20 protein-coding genes are annotated in these 22,651 nt (G+C 59.7%); 9 read left to right on the top strand and 11 right to left on the bottom strand.

What is annotated here, in order from left to right:
* Positions 1 to 41 precede the first annotated feature (41 nt).
* The 5 genes from AC6H1L_RS10160 to AC6H1L_RS10180 form a co-directional block, all read right to left on the bottom strand.
* Entirely contained in the window at positions 42 to 905 is an 864-nt protein-coding gene (locus AC6H1L_RS10160) for an ABC transporter permease (RefSeq protein WP_497601376.1), read from the bottom strand.
* Positions 902 to 1,933, bottom strand: coding sequence for an ABC transporter ATP-binding protein (locus AC6H1L_RS10165; RefSeq protein WP_497601377.1), 1,032 nt, complete (start codon positions 1,931 to 1,933; stop codon positions 902 to 904). The genes AC6H1L_RS10160 and AC6H1L_RS10165 overlap by 4 nt, the downstream gene beginning before the upstream one ends.
* 220 nt (positions 1,934 to 2,153) lie before the next feature.
* Positions 2,154 to 2,675: an EXLDI protein gene (locus AC6H1L_RS10170; protein ID WP_497601378.1), complete on the bottom strand. Its 522-nt coding sequence runs from the start codon at positions 2,673 to 2,675 to the stop codon at positions 2,154 to 2,156.
* Positions 2,676 to 3,003: 328 nt separating this feature from the next.
* Positions 3,004 to 5,358 (bottom strand): serine/threonine protein kinase, encoded by a 2,355-nt coding sequence (locus AC6H1L_RS10175; protein ID WP_497601379.1) that lies wholly within the window; start codon positions 5,356 to 5,358, stop codon positions 3,004 to 3,006.
* A gap of 229 nt (positions 5,359 to 5,587) precedes the next feature.
* The gene (locus AC6H1L_RS10180) at positions 5,588 to 6,040 is read right to left on the bottom strand and encodes a type III secretion system chaperone family protein (RefSeq protein WP_497601380.1); all 453 of its coding nucleotides are present in this window, start codon (positions 6,038 to 6,040) and stop codon (positions 5,588 to 5,590) included.
* A 718-nt stretch (positions 6,041 to 6,758) separates the two neighbouring features.
* Between AC6H1L_RS10180 and galU the strand changes: the two genes are divergently transcribed.
* The gene (gene galU, locus AC6H1L_RS10185; RefSeq protein ID WP_497601381.1) at positions 6,759 to 7,634 is read left to right on the top strand and encodes a UTP--glucose-1-phosphate uridylyltransferase GalU; all 876 of its coding nucleotides are present in this window, start codon (positions 6,759 to 6,761) and stop codon (positions 7,632 to 7,634) included.
* Between the two features lie 253 nt (positions 7,635 to 7,887).
* On the opposite strand, the gene AC6H1L_RS10190 is transcribed toward galU, so the two are convergent.
* The gene (locus AC6H1L_RS10190; RefSeq protein ID WP_297167688.1) at positions 7,888 to 8,199 is read right to left on the bottom strand and encodes a hypothetical protein; all 312 of its coding nucleotides are present in this window, start codon (positions 8,197 to 8,199) and stop codon (positions 7,888 to 7,890) included.
* Between the two features lie 514 nt (positions 8,200 to 8,713).
* Between AC6H1L_RS10190 and AC6H1L_RS10195 the strand changes: the two genes are divergently transcribed.
* The gene (locus AC6H1L_RS10195) at positions 8,714 to 8,968 is read left to right on the top strand and encodes a hypothetical protein (protein ID WP_497601382.1); all 255 of its coding nucleotides are present in this window, start codon (positions 8,714 to 8,716) and stop codon (positions 8,966 to 8,968) included.
* On the opposite strand, the gene AC6H1L_RS10200 is transcribed toward AC6H1L_RS10195, so the two are convergent.
* From AC6H1L_RS10200 to mazG, 5 genes are all read right to left on the bottom strand, one after another.
* On the bottom strand, positions 8,965 to 10,203 hold the full coding sequence (locus AC6H1L_RS10200; RefSeq protein WP_497601383.1) for a glycosyltransferase: 1,239 nt from the start codon (positions 10,201 to 10,203) through the stop codon (positions 8,965 to 8,967). The two genes, AC6H1L_RS10195 and AC6H1L_RS10200, sit on opposite strands and share 4 nt — an antisense overlap.
* Before the next feature lie 227 nt (positions 10,204 to 10,430).
* Positions 10,431 to 11,087 carry a 50S ribosomal protein L25 gene (locus tag AC6H1L_RS10205; protein WP_497601384.1) on the bottom strand — a complete coding sequence of 219 codons (657 nt, stop codon included), beginning with the start codon at positions 11,085 to 11,087 and terminating at the stop codon, positions 10,431 to 10,433.
* Positions 11,088 to 11,102: 15 nt separating this feature from the next.
* The gene (gene polX / locus AC6H1L_RS10210) at positions 11,103 to 12,863 is read right to left on the bottom strand and encodes a DNA polymerase/3'-5' exonuclease PolX (RefSeq protein ID WP_497601385.1); all 1,761 of its coding nucleotides are present in this window, start codon (positions 12,861 to 12,863) and stop codon (positions 11,103 to 11,105) included.
* Positions 12,856 to 13,362, bottom strand: a complete 507-nt coding sequence (locus tag AC6H1L_RS10215) for a hypothetical protein (protein ID WP_497601386.1) — start codon at positions 13,360 to 13,362, stop codon at positions 12,856 to 12,858. The genes polX and AC6H1L_RS10215 overlap by 8 nt, the downstream gene beginning before the upstream one ends.
* A gap of 23 nt (positions 13,363 to 13,385) precedes the next feature.
* On the bottom strand, positions 13,386 to 14,924 hold the full coding sequence (mazG, locus tag AC6H1L_RS10220) for a nucleoside triphosphate pyrophosphohydrolase (RefSeq protein ID WP_497601387.1): 1,539 nt from the start codon (positions 14,922 to 14,924) through the stop codon (positions 13,386 to 13,388).
* Positions 14,925 to 15,211: 287 nt separating this feature from the next.
* Here mazG and AC6H1L_RS10225 point away from each other — a divergent pair, with 287 nt between their 5' ends.
* The 7 genes from AC6H1L_RS10225 (at position 15,212) to dtd (ending at position 22,599) form a co-directional block, all read left to right on the top strand.
* Positions 15,212 to 15,769 (top strand): hypothetical protein, encoded by a 558-nt coding sequence (locus tag AC6H1L_RS10225; protein WP_497601388.1) that lies wholly within the window; start codon positions 15,212 to 15,214, stop codon positions 15,767 to 15,769.
* Between the two features lie 698 nt (positions 15,770 to 16,467).
* Positions 16,468 to 17,595 carry a prolipoprotein diacylglyceryl transferase gene (gene lgt / locus AC6H1L_RS10230; RefSeq protein ID WP_497601389.1) on the top strand — a complete coding sequence of 376 codons (1,128 nt, stop codon included), beginning with the start codon at positions 16,468 to 16,470 and terminating at the stop codon, positions 17,593 to 17,595.
* Positions 17,596 to 17,889: 294 nt separating this feature from the next.
* Entirely contained in the window at positions 17,890 to 18,543 is a 654-nt protein-coding gene (locus tag AC6H1L_RS10235) for an MBL fold metallo-hydrolase (RefSeq protein WP_497601390.1), read from the top strand.
* A 73-nt stretch (positions 18,544 to 18,616) separates the two neighbouring features.
* Positions 18,617 to 20,038 (top strand): UDP-glucose dehydrogenase family protein, encoded by a 1,422-nt coding sequence (locus tag AC6H1L_RS10240; RefSeq protein WP_497601391.1) that lies wholly within the window; start codon positions 18,617 to 18,619, stop codon positions 20,036 to 20,038.
* Positions 20,025 to 20,648 (top strand): holo-ACP synthase, encoded by a 624-nt coding sequence (gene acpS, locus AC6H1L_RS10245; protein WP_497601392.1) that lies wholly within the window; start codon positions 20,025 to 20,027, stop codon positions 20,646 to 20,648. The genes AC6H1L_RS10240 and acpS overlap by 14 nt, the downstream gene beginning before the upstream one ends.
* A 265-nt stretch (positions 20,649 to 20,913) precedes the next feature.
* Positions 20,914 to 22,014, top strand: coding sequence for a 3-keto-alpha-glucoside-1,2-lyase-like domain-containing protein (locus AC6H1L_RS10250; protein WP_497601393.1), 1,101 nt, complete (start codon positions 20,914 to 20,916; stop codon positions 22,012 to 22,014).
* A gap of 126 nt (positions 22,015 to 22,140) precedes the next feature.
* On the top strand, positions 22,141 to 22,599 hold the full coding sequence (gene dtd / locus AC6H1L_RS10255) for a D-aminoacyl-tRNA deacylase (protein ID WP_497601394.1): 459 nt from the start codon (positions 22,141 to 22,143) through the stop codon (positions 22,597 to 22,599).
* Positions 22,600 to 22,651 lie beyond the last annotated feature (52 nt).

Consider the following 22,651-nt stretch of genomic DNA (forward strand, 5'->3'; position numbering starts at 1 on the left):
GCAGGAAACGGTCAGAACAGCTCAGGCTGGGTCGGCACAGCCTAGCTGATTACCGCGCGACGGAAAGTATAGATGCCCAGCCCGAGAAAGCCGACGAAAGTCACGCCCAAACCCAGCAACACCCAGCCGATGCCGAGCGTTGGCAAAGTGTAGCCGTGGATGGGCGGCACCATAGCATAGCGCAGCCCCTCGCAGGCGTAGGTCAAAGGATTGAAGAGAGTGATCACCTGAAACCAGCGGATACCATCGAGCTGACTCCAGGGATAGTACGTACAGCCAGTGAAGATGAGAGGCGTAAAGATGAGAGCAAACATCAAACCGATCTGCTCAGGCTTCACCAGCGTACCGATCGTCAGGCCCAACGTTGCCCCCGCCAGAGCTGTCAACACCATAATGCCGATGATGACCCCAATCGCATCGGTGCGCACATTGTAATTGCTTCCCAGGACCCAATAGGCCAGAGGGAAGATAATGGCGCCGGCGATCAGGCCACGCAGGGCTGCAAAGAGGATCTTTTCGAGCGCCACCATGCTCACGGGCAGGGGGGCCAGCAGACGATCATCGATCTCACGCCCAAAGCCCAAATCGAGGACCAGTGGAAGCGTTACCCCCTGCAGGGCTGTTGTGACCACCGTGAGGCCGACGATACCTGGCAGCAGCAGCGAGGCGTAGCTCTGCTGCGCGGCCCCTATCGAGGGCAGCACCTTGCCAAAGATGAAGAGGAAAAACAGGGGCTGCAGCAGCACCTGAATCAGAAAAGGTATGAACTCGCGCCCCGTAACCACCAGGTCACGGCGCAAGATAGCCAGAAAGGCCACCAGGATCATCAGCAGCCGATTGCGGGTGCGCCTCTCCTTTGTTCCTTTTTCCAGGAATATTGCATCTATCGATGTTTGGACGCTCATGAACGAAGATTCCTTCCCGTCAGGTGAATAAAGACATCTTCCAGACTTGGACGAGCTACATGGAGATCGCGCAGCTCAGCGCCCGCGGCGCTCACGACGCGCAAGGCTTCGACAGCCAGCTCACCTGCCTCCTCGCAATAGAGGCGGAAGGAGCGCACGCCCTGCGTCTCCTGCTCGCCATCGCCGGGCACCTCCTCAACGCGGGGGTTCCCCGGTAGCTGCTCCAGCCTGGAGCGCAGGCCGTCAATGGAGCCGGACCCGTGTCCCGCGGCAACCACAGCCTCTTGGGGAAGGCGTACGCGCAGCTCAAGGCGTGTTCCCCCAGGTACCAGCTTCTTCAGGTTATCGGGCGTATCAAGGACGAGGATATGGCCATGATCCATAATGGCAATGCGCTCGCAGAGCTGCTCGGCCTCCTCCATATCATGGGTCGTCAGGAGAATGGTCACGCCACGCTCATGCATGGCGCGAATGCGATCCCACAAGAAGAGCCGCGACTGCGGGTCAAGGCTATTGGTCGGCTCATCCAGGAAGAGCACATCAGGTGAATGCATCAGAGCGCGCGCCAACATCAGCCGTTGGGCCATCCCGCCCGAATAGCGTCCGATCTTTTCGCGACCCCGTCCCTCTAAGCCCAGCTCTTTGAGCAGAGCATCGGCCCGCGCCTCACGTTCCGCGCGAGGCACCCCGTGATAGGCGGCGTGAAAGGTCAGAATCTCGCGAGCGCGCAGGCTCTGATCCAAATTGCTACGCTGAGGTACTACTGAGATGCGCTGTTTGACGCCGATGGGATCGCGCACCACATCGATGCCCATGATGCGCACTGTGCCGCTGGTAGGCAGGACGCTGGTCGTGAGAATACCAATCGTCGTCGTCTTGCCCGCTCCGTTGGGACCGAGCAGGCCAAAGATTTCGCCCCGTCGTACGCTAAAGGAGATGCCATCGACGGCATTGACCTTGCTCCGGGGATAGCGCTTAACTAAATCGCGTACTTCGATAGCCAGCTCTTCTTTTGTCTCTGCAGACATTGAGATCGCTCGCTCTCTATCTGTCGTGGTCATTGTCGCCCCTTTCCTTTGCTTGCTGCAGCGTCGCCGTCGCGGCAAGCGCTGCCGCGACGGTGTGGGCAGCCACCCCAACCCGCCAGCTCCGCTCTATGACAGCCGGATATGCGTTTGAGCGGAAGACTGGTTGACTGCTCCTTAAATCAACGTAGAATGATAGAGCCTCGCCGTTATTGAGCTATCGCTAGATGTCCAGAAACTCTGAACCGTCTTCCTCCTGGTCGGCCTCAAGGGCCAGAGAGACCGCCTCATAGAGTTCCACGGGCAGGTGACTGCGCAGCTCCTCCAGCGAGTCGTAGATTTCTAATCGATAGTCATAGTCCTGGGGCCAGCAGGCCCATTCACGTCCCAGCCAGGTCCGCCGCGACCAATAGCGCCAGTCGCTCCAGTCCGGCCCTTCACGAATGTAGACGGCGAACTTTCCTTTGCGCGTCTGATAGATGCGATACCTGATCTCGCGGCCTCGCTCCGGCTGGCGCGAGATGCCGCGGGCCAGGAGATGCCCCCAGAAGCGCTTATAGATGCGGGCGGCTTTGCCGACCCTGACAGTCACTTCTTCAAAGCCTGCACGCCGCGCCTCCTCCCGCTCCACAAAGCGACGGAGGGCCGCCGCAATGGTGGCCGAGAGATTGCCGCCCGCCAGTTGTTGAGCTTTCTCGAAAATGGGCAGATCAGCATCTGCTACATAGATGGTGCGATTTGGCAATGTCGGTACCTCCCTCCCGCGCGTCTTTGCGCTCTCTCGGTCCAGCGCAGAGACGCGTCCAGCTCCGGCCTAGACGCACAGTCCCGCCCCGTCTCCCTCTGCTATTTCAACGGGACAGGCTATCTGTATATTGTATTTCTACGTATATGCACAGAGTTGTGGGGAGTATAACATATGTATACATATATTGTCAAGAATAAAGAACCAGCGGCTGCTCCGGTCAGGCCGGGAACGAGCGTCGCCCTGACCGGGCCGGAGACAGAGAGCGCTGGGGCTTGATCTGCCCTCTGGCCTGGCGCTGCTCGGTGTTCAAGGTCTGCAGCTCAGCTCAGGAGCAGCTCCAGAGCACATCGATGTGGTTCGCTGGACCGCTGAAGCGCAGGAGATAGCTGCTGGGGCAACCGGTGCCTTGGGAGAAGTCACGCACGATGATGCGCACCTGCTGCGCTCCCTGGGGGCGGATCTGCCCGCTCGCCGGTAAGAGATAGATGTCGCTGCGTCCGCTTTCATTGGCCGGGATCGGCCAGAGGCTGCTATTGCCTCCAGGACCGGCGATGCTGGTGGACCAGGTTAGGGGTTGCTGGGCTGGGCCACGGTTGCTCAGGGTCAGGCTACAGGACCAGCCCGGGTAGCCGCTGCTATCGATCGCGGGCAGCATGTAGGCGCAGTCGCTGCTACTGGCGCCGGGATGGGCTTGCAGGTTTGTCTTGTCGGCGGTCAGCAGAGGTTGAGCAGCCTGAGCTGTGGCTGTAGCGGCCAGTTGGGCTCTGGCCAGTGCTTGAGCGGCAGCCGTGGCCTGGGCTTGTGCGCGTTGTTGCGTCTGGGCTGTGGCGGTGATGGCCTCCTGCTGAGCATGGGCCGTCGCCGTGGCTTCTTGCTGGGCACGCGCTGGCGTGGGAGTCAGACTGACACGGGCCTCTGTCCGGCTTTCCTCATTGGCTGCCTGAGCTGCCTTCACCGTCGCAGCGCTCTCCCAAGGTCGCCCTCGCTGACTCTCGCCGCGCAAGGCTGCTGGTTGGCTGGTCACCAGAAAATAGGCCAGGAGGCCGCTGCTGGCGAAGAGGAGGAAGAGGACTAGCAGGACAGTAATGATCTGGGATGGGCTGCGTCGCGGCGGACGAGCAAGCTGGCGCAGCTCTGTCGGCCTCTGACCACCTGCAGAGGGCAGCGGCCCAGTTCTCAGCGGGGTCGCCAGCGTTTCCCCAGCGCTCACCCGATATGCGCCTGTCGCTCCACGCGACGGATAGTCCGGTCGCAGCGCACCTGTGACGCTCGCTGTGCTGTAAGCAGGTGTGCGAGACAGAGAGGCCATTGAGGGAAAGGTCCCACTCAGCGCTCTGCCCTCTCCCGGCTCACTACTCGCCGGCCAACTGGGCCAGGGCGCGCTTTGGAACAACCGTGACGGCGGCGGGAAAGGCAATTGTGGAACGTCGGCAGCTTCAGATGACGGGAAAGTACAGGCTACCGCTGTGACAGGCAGAGCAGGACTGCCGCCGTTATTCTCTGCCGCGTGAGCCAGCAACTCATCCGGCACGACGTCCAGCTTGAGTAAGAGATCGGGCCAGGACTCCTCTGTTGACGCTCCTGAGTCAGCGCCTTGGCGTTGCCAGCCGGCGATGCGCAACGTCTGGCCATCGACTACGCCGGGCGCAATTTCGATCTCGACTTCCTCGCCCGCCAGGTTCAGGCGCCGGTACGTTCCATGCCGCGCCTCGCTCTGGCTAATGGCCAGCCTGACCTCAATAAGTCCGCTCTCCTCTGGCCTGCCAGCCTCTTCCGCTGCTATCTCCGCTTCTGGCGGTCTTGCCTCACCGCTAATGGCCTCTTCCAGGGCGCTGGCAAAGGCGGCTACCGAGCTAAAGCGCTCCTCTGGTCGCTTGGCCAGAGCCTGGAGCAGCACACGATCAATAGCTGGCGAGAGCGCCGGATTCTGGCTGCTCGGCGGCGGTGGCATCTTTTGCAAATGCTGATACATGAGCGGCCCCGGCCCTCCTCGAAAGGGAGGCTGACCCGTCAGCATCTCATAGGCCATGATCGCCAGGGCATATTGATCGGTGGCACAGGTCGGCTGACCTTCCCATTGCTCGGGCGCCATATAGGTCGGGGTTCCGCGGATAATCTGTCCAGTGGTCAGATTGGCCTCGGCGATGCGGGCAATGCTGAAGTCGCTCAGCAGGAGGTGAAGACGCCGCGGCTGTCTCGGATGGAGCTGTATGAGTAGATTGGAGGGCTTGACATTGCGATGGATGATCTGCTGATCATGCGCGTGTTGCAAGGCATCAGCAGCCTGGCTGATCAGGTCGCTGACCTCCTGGGGGCTTAAAGGGCCAAGCTGCGAACGCAGGCGCAGCCAGCCCGCCAATGAGCCTTCAGGCCGGTAGGGCATGACCATGTAGAGCAGCAGTAGACGCTGCCAGAGTTCCTCTCCATAGTCGTAGAGGTCGAGGATATGAGGATGATCGAGGCGGGCTATGGCCCTCAGCTCGCGCTCAATATATCGTCTCGCCTGGGAGGCCGCGGTGGCTTCCAGACAGGTCGTGGCTTCGGCGGTAATGATTTTGATGGCTACCCGGCGCCGCATGTGCAGGTCATCGGCCAAGTAGACCTCGCCCAGGCTCCCGCTTCCCAGTGAGCGCACCAGGCGATAGCGGCCCTGGGCTAGCTGTGTACCCTCACGTAGCATTACCTTCCCCGCTTTCTCCAGCCCAGTATTTTCCTCTGCTATTGCAAATATATATGGACATACACTACAAAAATGTGTTATGTCAGCTATAGCTAACTATAGCATATTTTTGCATCGAGAAAAAATGGCTGGGATATTGCTCCCGGGGACAGAGGCCAAAAAGCCGTAGCGCTCTTCTGTCCCCGATCATCTCCAGCAAAAGGGAAGGGGGAGAAAGACCAGAGGGACCTTAGTAGAAATGCTTCTCCTGGTGTAGCCAGCGCCAGAAGCTGAAGCTTGCCCCGATAAAGGTCATAGTCAGCTGCCTGAACAGCTCAGGATGAATGCCAGGCTCCAGGTCGATATACATGTCTAGGCAGATCTCTAGCTGCTCTACGCCATTGCGCTCGCGGCTGCGCACAAAGCTCTTGGGCCAGCGCCGCTCACGATTCCAGTCATTACACAAGGCCAGGGCCTGCTCCCAGCGATCGCGCCCAAAGCGCTGATCGGAAGAGCAGAGCAAGCCGTAGATCTCTCGCTGCTCGCCCTGAGCAGTGAGGTAGAAGTTAAGTTCGCAAGCGCAGTCAGGGTCGTAGCTGAACTGAACCAGGAAATCGTTGTCCTCATCGCGCAGGAAGCGCAGATTCTGGCTGCGCAGGAAGGTCTCAATCATGGTATGGGAGAAAGGCTCGACAGTGGCCATCTACCGGTTCCTCCTGTGACATTAGTAGCACTATGAGCACTATCTATCAATAGACGATCTTGTTTTCAGAAAACAGATCGAATCACACGACAGAACTATAGTTCTGTGCGCCCCTCAGACCCGGATCAATAAGGAAGAGAGAGGCACCCGTTAGGCCGCCATCGCTTCAAAGCAACCGGAGACGACCGCGCCCTCAGCGCAGTGGAGAGTGAGCGCGAAAGCCGGCGCAGCACGGGCGCTCTGCAGTTAGAAACGCCCTCCTTCTCGACTTCTTGCGTATCTTTTTTCCGACCCGCATCCGGCTTGCATGCTGCTCAGGGCTTGCCCTTCGCTCGGGGCCCGCCTGATCAGCCCGGTGTCCTCGCCGGCCCACGACAAAGTTATGCGCCAGGAGCGTCTTTCATCCTCACCATCGCCTCAGCATCGATAGAATATGCTATGATAGCACTAGTCGACAGAGAGAGCCTGGCCAGCCCCCCAGCCCCTCTCACTGCTACCCTCACAGCTTACTCAGGCATCAGACCAGAGGGGAAGTGGCTTCAGCAAGGTGCTCACAGGCAGGATGGGGCGGCTGTCGCCGTCTTGCCTGTCCCACGAGAGCGGGCCGCACGGCAGCCAGGCTGAGATTGACCATCAAATCGCCCGGTCGTTACAATAGGGCTGGACGCCAGGAGCAGACCGACCGGAGCGTTTTCGTGCCAAGAATCAAGGAGGGTTAATGCGTATTCGCAAAGCCGTATTACCAGTGGCGGGACTGGGCACGCGCATCCTGCCCGCAACGAAAGTTATCCCCAAAGAGATGCTGCCACTGGTCGATAAGCCAACCTTGCAATATATCGTCGAAGAGGCTGTGGCCAGTGGTATCGAGGAAATCATTTTCGTCACGAGCAGGAGTAAGCGCAGCATCGAGGATCACTTTGATGCCTTTCCCGAGCTGGAGCAGCTATTGGAGCAGCGTGGAAAGTTGCAGGAATTGGAAGAGTTACGGCGCGTGCAGCAGATGGCGCATTACAGCGCCGTGCGTCAGCCCGAGCCGTTGGGACTTGGGCATGCCATCCTTTGCGCGCGGGCCCTGGTAGGCGATGAGCCGTTCGTGGTCATGCTGGGCGACGTGTTGGTCGCCGAAGAGACGCCTTGTTTGCCCCAACTGCTAGCCATCCATGAGCGTTATGGCGGCTCAGTGGTCGCCCTTGCCCCCGTGCCAGAGGAACTGATCCCAAGCTACGGCATCGCTGCGGTAGAGGAGCTGGGAGATCAAGCGCTGCGCATCACCCATCTGGTGGAGAAACCATCACGGGAAGAGGCGCCCTCAAATCTGGCTATCATGGGGCGCTATCTTCTGACCCCCGACATCTTCCCGTTGCTGGAGCAGACGCCACCTGGTGCCGGAGGCGAGATCCAGGTGACAGATGCCATTGAGCGTCAGGCCCAAGAGGGGCGCTGCTATGGCCTGCGCTTTTTGGGAACCTACTATGATACTGGTACCCGTCTGGGGCTACTGACCACGACCATCACCTATGCCCTCAAGCGCCCCGAGCTGGCCTCTGATCTGCGGGCCTTCCTGCGCCAGGTCCTCCAGGAGCCGGAAAGCTAAGCCTGTGTGCATCGCCCTCCGGTATTACCCTAACCGGTACCACTCCGATACGGCGATCTGCTGGAGCCGGCTCATTTTTTGATGAGGCGGCCCACTGGCGGCCCTGGCAGCATTACTTGTTTGCTCAGCATAAAGGAGGCCGGGGGGAGAGCACAGCCCCGTTGTCGCTGTGCTTGCTCCTTGCCCCGCCCTCCTGTCCATTAGAGTGCTGCCTTGTGCCAGAAGAGCAGCGGTAACTCATAATGAGATAGAATTATTCCTGTGCCTCCGCTTTCTTCCGACGCCTGGCTGCCCCTCCCAACTTACCGATCCGGCTGTAAAAGTCGGGGTCTTGCCGCGCCTTGGTCGCATTGCCACCCTTCTTCCCCATCTCAGAAAAGTGGGCCGGACCATACTTGCTCACGTTGGCCTGGCCACCTTTCTGGGCAATCTGGCGATAGTACTCACTCCCCCGCTTTTCCTTGAGAGCGGTACCTCCCTTCTTGCCGATCTGGCGGTAATACTCCCCGCCATACTTGTCGCGGACAACACTCCCCCCTTTACGACCGGCCTCGACAGTTGACATCGGCGCCGGTTTCTCCTCTTCTCTGGTAGCCATCACCATTCCCTTTGCTCGGGCAAGCTCCCAAGCCAAAACAAAATATACAGGCTCCTCGCCTGTGGCGAAGAGTATACTGAAATCCCCCATTCTTGTCAATGAAACGGGCATCCTTAGTCATTCCGGTACTGGTCTGGCATGGCTCCAGCCCTTTCTTTCCGCTCCTCATCCCCGGCCCGCCCGCTAGCCGCCGGTCAGGAGCCTGGCAGCAGACCAACCTGAGACCTCTGATCCTCCCCTCTCTTCGCCGGCGCGACTCGCTGCCCTCACCTCACCAGGTCATCGGCCTGCCTGGCCAAAGGGGCTTATGGCGCCGGTCGTACCCTGGACAAATCCCTTTGCAGACACTATACTCTTCCTCAGAGTCTCTTAGTGTCGCCGCTAGCTAGTATAGCTGACACCCACAGACATCACTGTGCTTCGGTTGTGTCTTTTTTGCCGCGCACCTGCTGGAGGGAAAGATCAAGGAGCAAGAGACCGCATGGAAGAGCGAACGTACGAGAAGCGCCCGCGATCGTTGATTCTGGCACCGGTCTTTGTTCGGGTGGATGAGAGCCGTCGTGTGCTGCCCCTTCCGCCTCGCCCAAGCTGGCAAGAGCTTGTCGTCGGCTGGCTGCGCTACCAGGCGATTCAGATTCGCTGGGACATCGAGCGCGGTCTTGCGCGCCTGCTTCACCGCTCCTGGATCAACCCACGGCGCACGCGCCGTAGCCGTGAGCAAGATGCTCGCGGCTAGCCACGCTCAGAAGGCAGCGGCGGGCGTCTGAGACGCAAGGCCCGGCGGGCTCGCTCTCTCAGTTGACGCGCTACTGCGAACTCAGAGGCCAGGCGTTGATAGAGCGCCTCCCATTGATCAAGGACGCGCTCACGGTCGTGCTGTGCGATAATCTCCAGGCTCTTAGCGCCCATTTGCCGGCGCAGCTCGGGATGCTCCAGTAGATAATCAATGGCGCGCGCCAGTTCTCCACTATTGCCCGGCTCAAATAAGAGGCCGTTCTCCCCATGATGCACCAGCTCCGGCAAAGCATAGGCGTTGGCCGCTATGACCGGTAAGCCGCAAGCCATCGCCTCCATCGTCGCCAGGCTTTGCAGGTCCGCCTCTGAAGGAATGACGAAAAGGTCGGCCATCCGTCGAATGGCCAACAGATCTCGATCGGCCACAAAGCCCAGAAAGGCAACGTGCTCCTCGATGCGCAGACGCGCAGCCTGCTCGCGCAGCTCGGCTTCTGCCGGCCCCGTTCCCGCCAGTACAACGTAGGCCCGATGCTTTAATTGCGCCACGGCATCTAAGAGGACGTTCACCCGCTTTTCCTCGCTGAGACGATTGACGTGCAGAACCAGCGGGCGATCAGCCGGCAGGTGATAGCGTTGGCGCACTTCCTCATCAGGGGGTCCCGGCGCAAATTTCTTGAGATCAACTCCGTTGGAGATGACCCCGGCTGGCGCGCGTAGTCCATGCTCGTAGAGGAGCCGCAGCGCTGTATGGGTCGGGGTAGTCACGTACTCACAGCGATTGTAGAAGTGGATGAGATAACTATAGCTGAGCGTATCGAAATGTTTGCTGAAGCGCTGATCACTGGCCAGAGTACGACTGATGTTGATGGGCAGATAATGATTGGTTGCGATGACCGGCTTGCGCAGTCCCCCCGCCAGCAACTGAGCGATGTTTCCTAAGACAATCGGTGAGTGGATATGGATAACGTCAGGGTTGCTCTGCTTGAGCAGGCGCCGAATGGGTAGGATTGGCAGGAAGGGAATGCGCATATCGGGATAGGTTGGCCACTCGAAAGAGGTAAAGCGATAGACATGTACCCCTTCTTCAATGCGGTGGACGTCGCGCGCCCCCTGGCAGGGCGCGACTACCCAGACCTGATGACCCCGTGCGGCCAGGCCAACGGCCAGATCGTGGGTGACGACAGGTACTCCCCCCACCATCGGCGGATACTGGTCGGTCACAATCATAATACGCATGTCTATCGCTCACTTCTTGGTAGAGTGTCTGATTGCCGACAGGCAGCTCAGTCCAGCATAAGCGCTGACCCGTCAGCCAGGCGGCCAGGTACAGCAGGAGCGCGCCAGGCCAGGAGTGGCGGAGCTGGACAGGCATGCCAGCGGCTCGTACGCCGCCCAGCCCAGCAGGCAGGAGCGTTGGCGCCCCGCGGTAGGCCTTACTCCTGCCTGCGATATGCGTCTGAGCCCTAGCTTTCCTTGGCGGCACTCTCGCCAGACTGCGGCTGTGCCGACGCAGCAGGCTGAGCCGCAGGAGCAGCCTCGGCAGCCTCTTCGACCTCGACGGCCGGCGGCTCCGCTTTCACGACCGGCTCATGCGGATCGGTCAAGAGGCGTACATTGGGCGGTAGCTTAATCTCACCGGCATGGATGATCTGCTCCACCTCAACCAGCGGCGAGACGTCGACCTCGATCGCCTCGGGGATCTCAGTTGCGCGGCAAGCCACTTCAAGCGCATCCAGGAGGCGCAGCAGCGTACCACCGCTCTCTTTGACGGCAGGCGCCTCGCCAACCAGGTGCAACGGCACCTTGACCTCAACCTCTTCCTCTTGGCTCACGCGGAAGAAATCGACATGGAGAATCTTGCCCGTGCAGGGATCGCGCTGGATGCTGTGTACAAGCGCCGTCTCCGCAAATGAGTCGCCCGGAATACGCAGGGTAACCAGGCTGGCAGCCTTATGCTGACGGCGGAAACGCTCGAAGGCTGCCGCCTCCAGTTGGATGGCCAGAGGGGGCTCCTTGTGGCCAAAGATATTGGCGGGTATAATCCCCTGGCGGCGCAGCCGCCTGGTCGCTTTGCCAAGAACCTGGCGGCGCTGAACCTCCAGTTCTGCCATCGGTGCCATGACAGGATACCTCCTTTAGCGTGATGCTTTCCTGCGCTGCAAGAGGGCTTGTAGCTCAGCAAGCGGGCGTGTATTGAGTACATCGGCAGCGGAGAGCCAGCCCTTGCGCGCAATGCCGATGCCATAGTGCATATCGTCAAGGCCCGCAATGGAATGAGCGTCAGGGTCGATCGGGATCAGAATACCTCGATCGCGCGCCTTGCGCACATAGCGCCAGTCGAGATCAAGGCGCTGCGGACTGGCGTTGATCTCTATAAAGACGCCATGCCGCGCGGCGGCCTCGATCACCGCCTCTATATCCAGAGTATAGCCCGGGCGTTCAAGCAAGAGACGCCCCGTCGGATGCCCGATGATGGTCACATACGGGTTGGCAATGGCGCGCAGCATACGCTCGGTCTGCTCCTGGGGCGAGAGCGTAAAATGGCTATGAATGGAGGCGATGACGAAGTCGAAGCGCGCCAGGACCTCATCGGGATAGTCGAGCGAACCATCTTTGAGGATATCGCATTCGGTCCCTTTCAGGATCACAAGGCGTCCGGCGAATTCAGCATTGAGGCGGTCGATCTCTTCCCACTGGCGCTGCAGGTTCTCGACGCTGAGGCCATTGGCATAGCCGACACTCTGACTGTGATCGGTGATGCCCAGATAGGTGAGACCACGCTGAAGGCAGGCCTCAGCCAGCTCACGGATGGTGTTCTTGCCATCGCTCCAGGTAGAATGGACGTGCAGGACCCCACGCAGGTCACGCTCTTCAACGAGCGTGGGCAGCTCGCCGCGCTCCGCAGCCTCGATCTCGCCCATATCCTCGCGTAGCTCGGGTTCGATGTAGGCCAGGCCAAGCGCGGCATAAAACTCGGCTTCGTCTTTACAGGGCACCAGCTCTAGATCAGGCTCTTTGCCCTTGAAGAGACCATACTCATTGATGGTCATGTTCATGCTGAGCGCCCGCCGCCGCAGCGGTATATGATGCTCCTTGGCTCCGGTAAAGTGATGGAGCGCATAAGGAAACTGGCGCTCGGTGACTAGGCGCAGGTCCATCTGTATGCCAGTCGCTAGAACGACGCTGGAGCGCGTCTCCCCCTTGCTAACGATCTGCCGTATGCCGGGTTGGCTGGTGAAAAAGTTCATGACGCGCTGACGGGCGGCGCTGTCAGCATTGTCGGGGACGCTGGCAACGATATCGATGTCTTTGACAGTCTCTCGCCGCCGGCGCAGGCTGCCCGCTACCTGGACGCGCACGATCTCGGGTAGAGAGGCCAGGGCCTCGCGCATGCGCAGCCCTTCGGCCTCGGCGACAGGATAAAGATGACGGTGACCGTGCTCAGCCAGAAAGGCCAGGCCCTGGAGGATCTTCTCCTGCGTCTTCTTGCCGAAGCCAGGCAGAGCAGCGACGCGGTCCTCTTTGCAGGCCCGTTCTAGCTCTTCGAGGCTGGCGATGTGCAATTGATCGACAATGGTATTGATGCGCCGCGGACCAAGACCTTGGATGCGCAGCAGCTCCAGCTTGACAGGTGGCGTGGCCGCACGCAGCTCCTCCAGGAAGGTCAGATGTCCCGTGGTAACCAGCTCCTCGATGCGCCGGGTGATGGTCGGCCCGAGGCCAGGTATGCCTTTAAGCCGTCCCTCTTTCACCAGCCGCTCGATGTCGTCATCCAGCGTGCTGATGGTGCGCGCGGCATTCTCGTACGCCCGTGCCTCAAAGGGGCTGGCGTCTTTCTTAAGATGCAGCAGGGTAGCCACCTCTTCCAGGGCCTGGGCCACTTGTTGCTTATCCATCGGCGCTCCCTCCCCTCTCCTGACCTTCGCGCTCTGTGAGGCGTAGGTCAAATAGCTCCGGTTCGCGTAATTCGACCTCGAAGGGATTGCGCCCTTTGAGGTCGCGCCCCAGATACCGCTTACAGTCGAAGTGCACGACTAGCCAGCAGTGCCAGTCGGCGCTGACAAAGACGGCATCCCAGGGATGGTCTGGCCCGTTGTCCAGCACTTTGTTACAGACGAAACAGCGCGCCCGCCCGGCAGCTACGGCCCCTTCGAACCAGCGCAGAATGAACCAGTGCAAATCTTCCAGGGTCATCAGCTCTAAACAGGACTCTGGATAGCCAAAAAGCACGGGATCAGGGCACTCGCGAAAGTCCTCGCGGCCTCGCCCCAGGGCAACAATGGGCGCTCGCACGGTCACCTTGATCTCGTCGTGCTCAGGATCTTCGGGATTGGCTGTCACGCTTTGCAGCAGCAGCCCTTCTCGCGCAAACCAGGCAAGTAATTCTTGTCTCATGGCGCTGGTAGCTTGGCGGCGTATCAGGCTTCTGAGGCAGCATCAGCCTGCTCTTTGGCGCGGCGCCAGAGGGCGCGCAGTTCCTCGCGGCTGCGCTCCTGCAGGGGTCGCCCTTCGCTACGCGCTAGCTCTTCCATGAGGCGAAAGCGGCGACGGAATTTGCGGTTCGCCTGCCGCAGGGCGGCCTCAGCATCAATATTCAGTTCGTTGGCGGCCCGCACCACCATGAAAAGCAGGTCGCCCATTTCTTCTTGGCGTTCTTCGTGACTGCGAGCCTGGGCTAGCTCGCGCAGCTCTTCGCTCAATTTAGCAAGGACGCCCTCCATATCGGCATAGGTGAAACCCACTTTGGCGGCGCGCCTCTGGTATTCCTGGGCCACCGTCAGGGCCGGTGAGGCTAACGGCACACGATCGAGAAGGCTTTCTTCCTGAACAGGTTGGCCAGCGGCCTGGCGCTCGGCCCGCTTGATGGCTTCCCAGTTCTGGACCACCTGCCCCGCGCTGCTCACTTTGACATCGCCAAAGACATGGGGATGGCGCCGGATGAGCTTGGCATTGATGTGCTCAAAGACATCGCCAATGCTAAAGTGTCCTTCCTGACGTGCAATTTCAGCGTGGAGATAGACCTGAAGCAGGAGATCACCTAGCTCCTCGGCCAGCTTGCCCATGTCGTTCTCTTCCAGCGCCTCCACTACCTCGTACGTTTCCTCCAGTACAAAGGGAACAAGCGTCTGATGGGTCTGCTCGCGGTCCCAGGGGCAACCGTCGGGATCGCGCCGCAGACGCATAGTCAGGTAGCGCAGCGTTTCAGGATGGCGCAGGGCCGTCAGGGCATCTACCGGTGGCACGTAGAGCGTCGTCAGGTGGTCGGCCAGCGGCTGGCGATCCAGCTCGTAGAGGGCCAGGTGCTGCAGCCGCGCCGCCTCCTGCGCCTGGTCGCTGAGACGGACTAGCGTCACTTGCCACTCGTCAGGGTAGCATTCACCAAGGGCCAGCTTGACGGCGCTGGCCAGACGGCGGTTATAGAGATGGGGAACCAGCAGGGGCGTGGTCGGTATGACCTTGCCGGCAACCTCATCGCTGCGCAGGGCCGCCAGGGAAACGGCATCGATGATCTGTAAGCCAGCCTCCAGCGGGTCTAGCTCCAGCGCTGTGCAGACCGGTTCGATGAAAGAGAGGCCTGCCACCAGACGCAGCCCCAGGCCACGCTCCTTGGTCAGGCGCAGCAAGAGCTGTACGCTGGTATCCCCTACGAGCGGATGACCAGGCACGGCGTAGATTACCGTTCCTCCCTCAGCCATCGCCGCCGCACAGATGGTCTCGGCCATCTGTTGATAAAGGGCCTCCCAGTCCTGGGCGGCATCGTAGAGCGCATCAAACGACTGCAGCGCCAGGCCGGGAAAAGCCCGACGCAGCGGCTCTATAATAGGATGGATCAGCGTACGGAAGTAGATCGGCTGCCCGCGCTCTACCGCCTCAGCCAGCACCGCGTAGGCCTCGCGCGTCAGCAGCTCCCACGGTCCCGGTCCCAACCCCAGGATGATAATCTGCGGCTCTGACATACTTTTTCTGTCCTCTCTGCAGCGCTCTCGCTGTTCTTGAAACAGTGTAGCGCTTGATAGGAGCGCTGTCAAAGGGGGGCTTGTGCGCAGCCGGAGGAGGGCGAGGGGAAGAGAGAGGCCGCCGTTGGGCGACCAGCGGGCTGGTCAGCTTGTTTGCCGCTGCTCCCCAGTAGGGATTGTCGCCAGGGACCGGAAAATGTTATGCTTTTCTGTGGTACTATTCAGATTAGCTCTTCAGAGAAAGAGAATCGAGCGCTATCCAACAATGAGGAGGTCATAGAGTCACAATGGCGTCCGATCAAACGCGGCAGCAGCAGGGGCAGGCCGCGAAACCGCTGTGCCCGCGCTGCCACAAGGCAGATCTGGTCAAGACGTCGCTGGAGGCTTATCGCAGTGGCATCAGCCGCCTGGCGCCTCCCCCAATGCCCGGTCGGCAGACACCTATGATCAATCTGGTAGGGCCTGCCGTGGTCCTGGTTGGGCTGGCAATTTTCTTTATCTTTGTGGTGCTCGGCGAGGGCGTTAGCGGTACGGGCGGCCCTGGCCTGCTCGCCCAGGTGATTATTACCTTGCTGATCATCATCGCCGCCCTGGTCGTCTCCTTTATCGCCTTCCAGCGTGTGGTAAAAAGCGATGCGGAGGCAACGCTGCGCTATCCCGCCTGGGACCGCGCCCTAGAGAATTGGCGGCACCTGTATTATTGCTCGCGCGATGATCTGATCTTCGAAGGTCAACAGGGCAAGGTGGTTTCGGACGAGGCTCTCAAGGCGCTTCTGCGTGTCGACGTCGAGCCCCAGCAGGTCGCCCAGCAATCGCGCTCGGCAGCAGCTTCCTCCCACTCCTAGGCAAGCGTGTGAGCGATGGCGAGGTCCCTCGCGCAGCGTGATTCCCGCCAGTGAGCGCCAGCCCGGCGCTGGCGAGTTGAGCCGCGGCGCCCGCTCTTAGGCCGCATCCGATGCGCTGGGGGAGTGTTGTGCTCTGATCTTCATCACTTGTCAAACAGCGCACTTGATCATCGCCCAGTCTCGCTTTGCTATTTTCTCTATTTTTGCTCTGCCAAGCTTGTCATGTTCGCCTGGAGGGGCGTCAGAGTGCCCCTCACGGTAGCGGTGAGTCAGCTTGCTGGGTGGCGTCATCGGCTTTTGCCAGCTTTGTCCCTCGCCCTCCCTGTGAGGAGCATCTGCACGCCTTTCCTCACTTCAGCGCTTTTGCATGTCGCTGCTCCGCTGAGTCGCGGCTCTAGTTTCTTCCGGCGGCTCTTCCGCCAGGTGGGGAGGGCCGGGCTTCTTTCATTCTCTTCCTGGCTGATTGCTTTCCTCGGCGTGGCCTCCGCTCTCCGGCCCTCCTCTTGCGGCAGGATACGATTGCCGCTATCATAAGGCCAGAAGGAATTGAACCAATCTATCAACTCAACCCAGCCAGCAGGGACCTATCCGGTCTTTCTTCTCCTCCTGCGGGGAGAGCAGGAGGCGTCAATGGTAAGGCGCCAGGTGAGGAGAGAGGGCAAGTCCGGCGGTTCCTTGCGAGCGCAAGGAGAAGGGCAATGGGAAGTATCTGGCCCACCGTCATGGCCGATCTGATCAACTGGGGCTGGCTGCGTATTGGTCCGCCTTATATCTATATCAATATTGATCCGGTCATCGTCCATATTGGCCCGCTGTCACCCCACTGGTATGGCTTGATGTATGTCGTGGCCATCGTGATAGCTTTTTGGGGCATTCAGGGCTATGTTCGGCGCAAGGGTCTGAGCGAAGAGATCGTCTATCGTCTGCTCTGGTGGTGCATTATCGCCGGTTTAATTGGCGGCCGCCTGTATTTTGTGATCCAGCAGCCAGACCTGGTACAGGGCTATCTGCTGCAGCCCTGGCGCATTTTGGCAACCTGGGAGGGCGGCATGGCCTTCTACGGGGCGATCTTTTTGGTGGTGCCGGTGCTCTTCTGGCGGGCGCGCGCTGAGGGCATCAATCCCTTTGTGGCCCTCGATGCCGGGGTGCTCTTCGCCTCTATCGGCCAGATCTTTGGCCGCATCGGTAATCTGATTAATGGCGATATTATTGGCTATCCCAGTACGCTGCCCTGGTCAACGGTCTACCTTAATCCCGCTAGCTTCGCTTGTCTGCAGCATTATTGCAATGTGCCGGTGCAGCCTGCCGCAGCTTACGAGATACTCTGCAATCTCGTGCTTCTAGCTGTCCTCTATGTATTGTCACGTCGTATTAGTCGTCCTGGTGTGCTAACGCTTGTCTATCTCTATGGCTACGCTATCACCCAGTTTATTGTATTCTTCTGGCGCGCTAACGTAGTAGTAAGCTTCCTGGGTCTCAACTGGGGTCTGAAACAGGCCCAATGGACTTCACTGGTGGTGCTGATCCTCTTGCTCCCCACGACTTACCTGGTGCTGCGCTCGCGCTATGCTCGCCCGGTCCCTCCGGGCGAGGTCGCCGCTCTCTATGGTATGCCGCAGCGCCCCACGGAGGGGAGCCAGCCAGCCCCGGCAGCAGCAGGCGCCGCCGAGGCAGCCTCTGTAGGGAAGCAGCCAGTTCCACCAGAGCAGGAGCCCGCCGCCTCGGCCTCCGCTCTGCCGACCAGTGCTGCTGAAGCGCGCGCCGATGAAAGTCCGGCCGCTAGCCGTCATGAATCTCCCCCAGAGAGTCCAGGCGAAGCATCTTGAGCGGCCTCAATCGCCGCCTGGCCTAGCAGCAGGGACAGAGCTCCTGGCCGTCGCTTATCAGCGCCTAACGAGCCATAGGTACTAATGGCCAGCGTGTTCAGTTGGGACGACGGCGCCCCGCCCGGCATAGTGCTCGCCAGGCCCCGTCTTTCTTTTAATCATGTATTAAAGGCTTTACAGGTAGATCGGGCTGGCGTACTGCGCTGGGCTATGTGCTATAATAAAGCAAATCCTTCCCTGCACTGCGGTGGAAACGAAGCCAAGTTCTTTGCCGAAGATGGGAGCCTCCCTGTTATGAGCGAACAAGCTAACGCCAGGCCACTAGTTGCGACGGTCACTGTCGGTTTCCTTGCAGAGAATTGCTATCTGTACGCCTGCCCGCAGACGCGCGAGGCGGTGATCATCGATCCTGGTGACGAGCCGGAGCGTATTCTGCAGCGCATCAAAGATCTGGAGCTTACTCCTCGCTATATTATCAATACGCATGGTCATTTCGATCATATCTGTGCGATTGATGCAGTGAGCGAGGTCTATCCGGTACCGCTGGCGATTCATCCTGCCGATCTTCCTTACTATACTGATGTGTATGCTGCCAGAAGCGCCGGGCGTGAGCCGCCGCTTGTGCGCCGTAAACCCGATATCCTGCTTGAAGATGGGCAGGTGATTACTTTTGGGACGCTCTCGCTGGAGGTACGGCATACCCCTGGACATACGCCCGGCGGCGTTTGCCTGGTGAGCCGTCCCTACTGCGTCTTCAGCGGCGATACCCTTTTTGAGCGTGGCATCGGGCGCACCGATTTACCAGGCGGCAACTACGAGCAGCTAGTGCGCTCGATTCGCGAGAAGCTCTATACTCTGGAGGATGACCTGATCGTCTTTCCTGGCCACGGGTCACCCACAACTATCGGCGAAGAGAAACATGAGAATCCTTTTGTGAAGCTGGCATGAGCATAGAACAATTATCAGACACAGCCGGCCAGCAACTAAGAACAAGAGAGAGGTAGAGGAGCAAAAAAGAGCGATGTCGAAGATCTGCGTGATCGGCACGGGCTATGTCGGATTGGTGACTGGTACCTGTTTCGCTGACATGGGACATGACGTCACCTGTGTGGATATCGTTGAGGAGAAGATCGCCCGTCTGAAGCGCGGTGAAGTTCCGATCTATGAGCCGGGCCTGGCGGAGATGATTGCGCGCAATGCTCGCGCTGGACGCCTCCATTTCACCACAAGTTACCGCGAGGGTCTGGCCGGCAGCGAGTTTATTTTCATTGCAGTCAATACCCCTACCGGCAGTAGCCAGGGCAGCGCTGATATGCGCTATGTCGAGATGGCGGCTCGCATGATTGCTGAGGAGCTGGACCACGACGCCATTATCATTAATAAGAGTACCGTTCCTGTCGGCAGTGGCGACGTGGTGACGCGCATTATCCGCACTCACCTGGCACACTCTGACGTCTCTTTCGCCGTGGTCTCGAACCCCGAGTTTCTGCGCGAGGGGGCAGCCATTCAGGATTTCTTAAACCCCGACCGTATCGTACTTGGCTCTTCTGATAGGGAGGCAGCTCAGCGTGTGGCTGCGCTTTATCTCCCGCTGCGCGCGCCCATTATTATGACCGATATCTACACGGCGGAAATGATCAAGTATGCCTCCAACGCTTTCCTGGCGACAAAGATTTCGTTCATTAATGAGATCGCCCAGATCTGTGAGCGCCTGGGGGCCGATGTGAAAGAGGTGGCCGTGGGAATGGGCTACGATAAGCGCATCGGGCGCGCTTTTCTCGATGCCGGCCTCGGTTACGGTGGTTCCTGCTTCCCCAAAGATGTACGAGCCTTGGCCCATATGGCCGATGAGGCTGGGCTGCATCCGCAGTTGCTGCATGCAGTGATGGAGATCAATCAGGATCAGCGGCGTTTGGTGGTGGATAAGCTGGTCTCGATCTTAGGCTCGCTGCGCAATACGACGATCGGTATTCTGGGCCTGGCTTTCAAGGCCAATACTGATGATATGCGCGAGGCCCCTTCTCTCGATATCATTCGCTGGATCACTGGCCAGGGGGCTTTAGTCCGCGCCTACGATCCGGTGGCCCGCGAGACGGCACGCCAGGCCATGGAGCGCGAGGGTATTCGCCTGGACCTGGTGACCTTCTGCTCCAGCGCCTATGAGGTGGCCGATCAGGCCGACGCCATTATTATCGTTACCGACTGGAATGAATTTAAATCGCTTGATATGGTGCAGATCCGCAATCTGATGCGCCGTCCGGTGTTGATCGACGGGCGCAATATTTATGAGCCGCGCGAGATGGTCAGCCTGGGCTTCACTTACCGCGGTATCGGGCGGGGCACGGGTCCAGCCGCGACGGTCCTTCCTGCCAGCGACAGTACGACGCCACCGTTGCCAGTCCGCGAGCGGACTTTGATCGGTGAGGGTCATGAGCATCGCTGACGATGAGGCCGGATGGCCTTTTTCTGGTCCGCCTCAACAAGATGAGGGGAAGGCAACCCCGCTGCTGTTCACGCCTCTGGTGAGCCGGCCTGATGTGCCGCCACCTGCCTGGCTCTTTGGGCCAGCGGGCTTGGCTGGCCTCCCAGCCGCTCTTTTGCCACCGCAAGGGGTCAATGTGGCTGTAGGCATCGATATCATTGAGGTGGCGCGCGTGGCCCGCGCCTATGCTCGGCACGGTGAGCGCTTTCTCCAGCGTGTTTTTACGGACGCCGAGGTGTTGCAGTGTCGCGGTCGCCGCGCCTTGAGCGGTGTGTCGCCTCTGCCGGAGCCTAAACCTGCCCGGCTGGCTGGGCGCTTTGCCGCCAAGGAGGCGATCAGTAAAGCCCTGGGAACAGGCTTGCGCGGCGTGGCCTGGCGTGAGATGGAGATTATCCAGTTGCGCAGCGGACGCCCTTCAGTGCGCCTCTATGGTCGCGCTCGTCAACGCGCTGAGGAGTTGGGACTCAGTGCGCTCGATGTGAGCATCGCTGATCTCCAGGGCGTCGCTATCGCTGTCGCTGTTGCTGTGCAAACGGCTCCGCAACGCGCCAGCTTCCATGAGAACGGCTGAAGGTTGCTTTGTTGGGGTTCCTTGCCTTGTTTGTCAGTCCGAAACCGAAAGGCTGGGCTGGCTCAGCTCTTTTTGCCGCTCGCTCACGGGCGAGTGAGCCAGGCAATATGGTCGCTTGCTAGCGAGCATGTCAGCTATAGGGATAAACAGAGCCAGCTACCTGGCAAGGTAGGACTGGCGTGCTAGAGCTAGGTGCTGCCTGTCTCTCGTAATGTTGTCTTGCTTCTCGCTTGCAGCCCTGGCGGGCTAGAAAGGCTTTTCCCTCATGGAGACCACAAATGTTGATCGCCTCTGCCCTATCTGCGGCAGGCACCTCGGGCCTTACGAGCTTTTCTGTACCGACTGCGGCACGTACGTGGTTTCCTCTCCCTTACTGGGGTCGATGATGGTGGGCGGGTCAGCGAGCAGTAAGGTTCCCCCGGTTCAGTCTGAGTCTAAAGAGCAGCCGTCTGACTGGCCTATCAGCGTCTGGTCAGCAGGGTCACCCTCCTCGCCTCCTTCCTGGCCAACGCCTTCCAGCGGATTCCGTGAGGGGATTGGGCCATTCCCCGCCACATCGTCGCCTCTTGTCCCGCCCTCACCTCCGGCGCGGCGGCCGGTCTCTCGCTGGCGACAGCCTCCGCTCCTGGTGTTGATCATCGGCAGTGTCCTGGCTCTGCTGCTGATTGGCAGTGCGCTGGCAGTCTTTATCAGCCTGCGGCATCCGTCCGCTCCAGCCAGCAGCCGCAGCCGTGTGGCGCCTAGCCCGTCGCCAGATGTGTTTATCCAGGCGCGGCCCGCAGTGACTCCGCTGTTTAGCGATGATTTCGCCGATAATAGCAAGGGGTGGGATACTACCGGCGGTCCCGGCTTCAGTAAGACCATCGCCAACCACGCGCTGACAATGACCGACCGCAATCACCGTATCCTGGTGGCTCCTCTACCGGTGCAGGAGACCTTTAGTGATTTCCAGATCACGGTTGATATGACGCTGGAGAGCGGCGATAGTAACGATAGTATGGGCATTTATATGCGCGGCGATGATCAATTGGCCAACGATTATCGGGTGGACATCTTCGGCGATGCTACTTATGCCATTTCAAAGGAGGTGACCGGCCTCGATGGCATTACGCGCGTGCAGGTCCTGTCGGGAATCGCCGCGAATAAGGCTATTAAGTCTTTAGGCCAGCAAAACGAGGTGACGGTGATCATCAAGGGTAATCGCATCGTCTTGGGTGTGAACGGCCATTTGATCGCCAGCGTGACCGATAATTCATACTCCAGTGGCATGATCGCGCTCTTTGTGAGTAATGGTAGCTCGTCGCCCGCGGCGACGGCGGCTATCACCAGCGTGACAGTTTATCCCGCTCCCGCTCAGCTTCCTTAAAATAAGGGGGGTCAGCCAGACCTCAGCGGCGCGTGGTGCTGCGTGGCTAGACAGTTGACCCTTTCGCTGGTGGCGTGGAAGCTCAAGCAAGAGAATAGGTAAGTAAAGAGGAAGTTCAGGAGGAATATGAGAGCGCTGCTGCAACGTGTGAGCTACGCCCGGGTTCGGGTAGCAGATGAGATAGTGGCAGAAATTGGGCCTGGTTTGCTTGTGTTGTTGGGAGTGACTCAGAGCGATGGCGAGCTCGAGGCGAAGACTCTGGCTGAGAAGATCGTCCATTTGCGCATCTTTGAGGATGAGGCGGGCAAGATGAATCGCTCACTGTTAGAGCGTCGCGGCGAGATGCTGGTTGTTTCGCAGTTTACGCTTTATGCAGATGCCCGCAAAGGACGGCGACCAAGCTTCACGGAAGCAGCTCCACCAGCGCAGGCCGAGCCTTTGATTCGCTCTTTTCAGGACCTGGTCCGCAGCTATGGCGTGCCCGTCCGCAGCGGAATTTTTGGCGCCCACATGCTGGTCGAGCTGGCCAACGATGGTCCGGTCACGATTTGGCTAGACAGCGCAGATCTGCCGCGCCGCGAGTAGATCGGCCCTCGGGAACAGCAGAGGTGCCAGAGCGGCTCTGCTCTCTCGATGG

The organism is Thermogemmatispora argillosa (assembly GCF_059696725.1).

Coding starts and splice junctions, on each gene's coding strand:
- AC6H1L_RS10160 (WP_497601376.1), bottom strand. CDS start 905: ATGAGCGTCCAAACATCGATAGATGCAATATTCCTGGAAAAAGGAACA.
- AC6H1L_RS10165 (WP_497601377.1), bottom strand. CDS start 1,933: ATGTCTGCAGAGACAAAAGAAGAGCTGGCTATCGAAGTACGCGATTTA.
- AC6H1L_RS10175 (WP_497601379.1), bottom strand. CDS start 5,358: ATGCTACGTGAGGGTACACAGCTAGCCCAGGGCCGCTATCGCCTGGTG.
- AC6H1L_RS10180 (WP_497601380.1), bottom strand. CDS start 6,040: ATGGCCACTGTCGAGCCTTTCTCCCATACCATGATTGAGACCTTCCTG.
- galU (WP_497601381.1), top strand. CDS start 6,759: ATGCGTATTCGCAAAGCCGTATTACCAGTGGCGGGACTGGGCACGCGC.
- AC6H1L_RS10190 (WP_297167688.1), bottom strand. CDS start 8,199: ATGTCAACTGTCGAGGCCGGTCGTAAAGGGGGGAGTGTTGTCCGCGAC.
- AC6H1L_RS10195 (WP_497601382.1), top strand. CDS start 8,714: ATGGAAGAGCGAACGTACGAGAAGCGCCCGCGATCGTTGATTCTGGCA.
- AC6H1L_RS10200 (WP_497601383.1), bottom strand. CDS start 10,203: ATGCGTATTATGATTGTGACCGACCAGTATCCGCCGATGGTGGGGGGA.
- AC6H1L_RS10205 (WP_497601384.1), bottom strand. CDS start 11,087: ATGGCACCGATGGCAGAACTGGAGGTTCAGCGCCGCCAGGTTCTTGGC.
- polX (WP_497601385.1), bottom strand. CDS start 12,863: ATGGATAAGCAACAAGTGGCCCAGGCCCTGGAAGAGGTGGCTACCCTG.
- AC6H1L_RS10215 (WP_497601386.1), bottom strand. CDS start 13,362: ATGAGACAAGAATTACTTGCCTGGTTTGCGCGAGAAGGGCTGCTGCTG.
- mazG (WP_497601387.1), bottom strand. CDS start 14,924: ATGTCAGAGCCGCAGATTATCATCCTGGGGTTGGGACCGGGACCGTGG.
- AC6H1L_RS10225 (WP_497601388.1), top strand. CDS start 15,212: ATGGCGTCCGATCAAACGCGGCAGCAGCAGGGGCAGGCCGCGAAACCG.
- lgt (WP_497601389.1), top strand. CDS start 16,468: ATGGGAAGTATCTGGCCCACCGTCATGGCCGATCTGATCAACTGGGGC.
- AC6H1L_RS10235 (WP_497601390.1), top strand. CDS start 17,890: ATGAGCGAACAAGCTAACGCCAGGCCACTAGTTGCGACGGTCACTGTC.
- AC6H1L_RS10240 (WP_497601391.1), top strand. CDS start 18,617: ATGTCGAAGATCTGCGTGATCGGCACGGGCTATGTCGGATTGGTGACT.
- acpS (WP_497601392.1), top strand. CDS start 20,025: ATGAGCATCGCTGACGATGAGGCCGGATGGCCTTTTTCTGGTCCGCCT.
- AC6H1L_RS10250 (WP_497601393.1), top strand. CDS start 20,914: ATGGAGACCACAAATGTTGATCGCCTCTGCCCTATCTGCGGCAGGCAC.
- dtd (WP_497601394.1), top strand. CDS start 22,141: ATGAGAGCGCTGCTGCAACGTGTGAGCTACGCCCGGGTTCGGGTAGCA.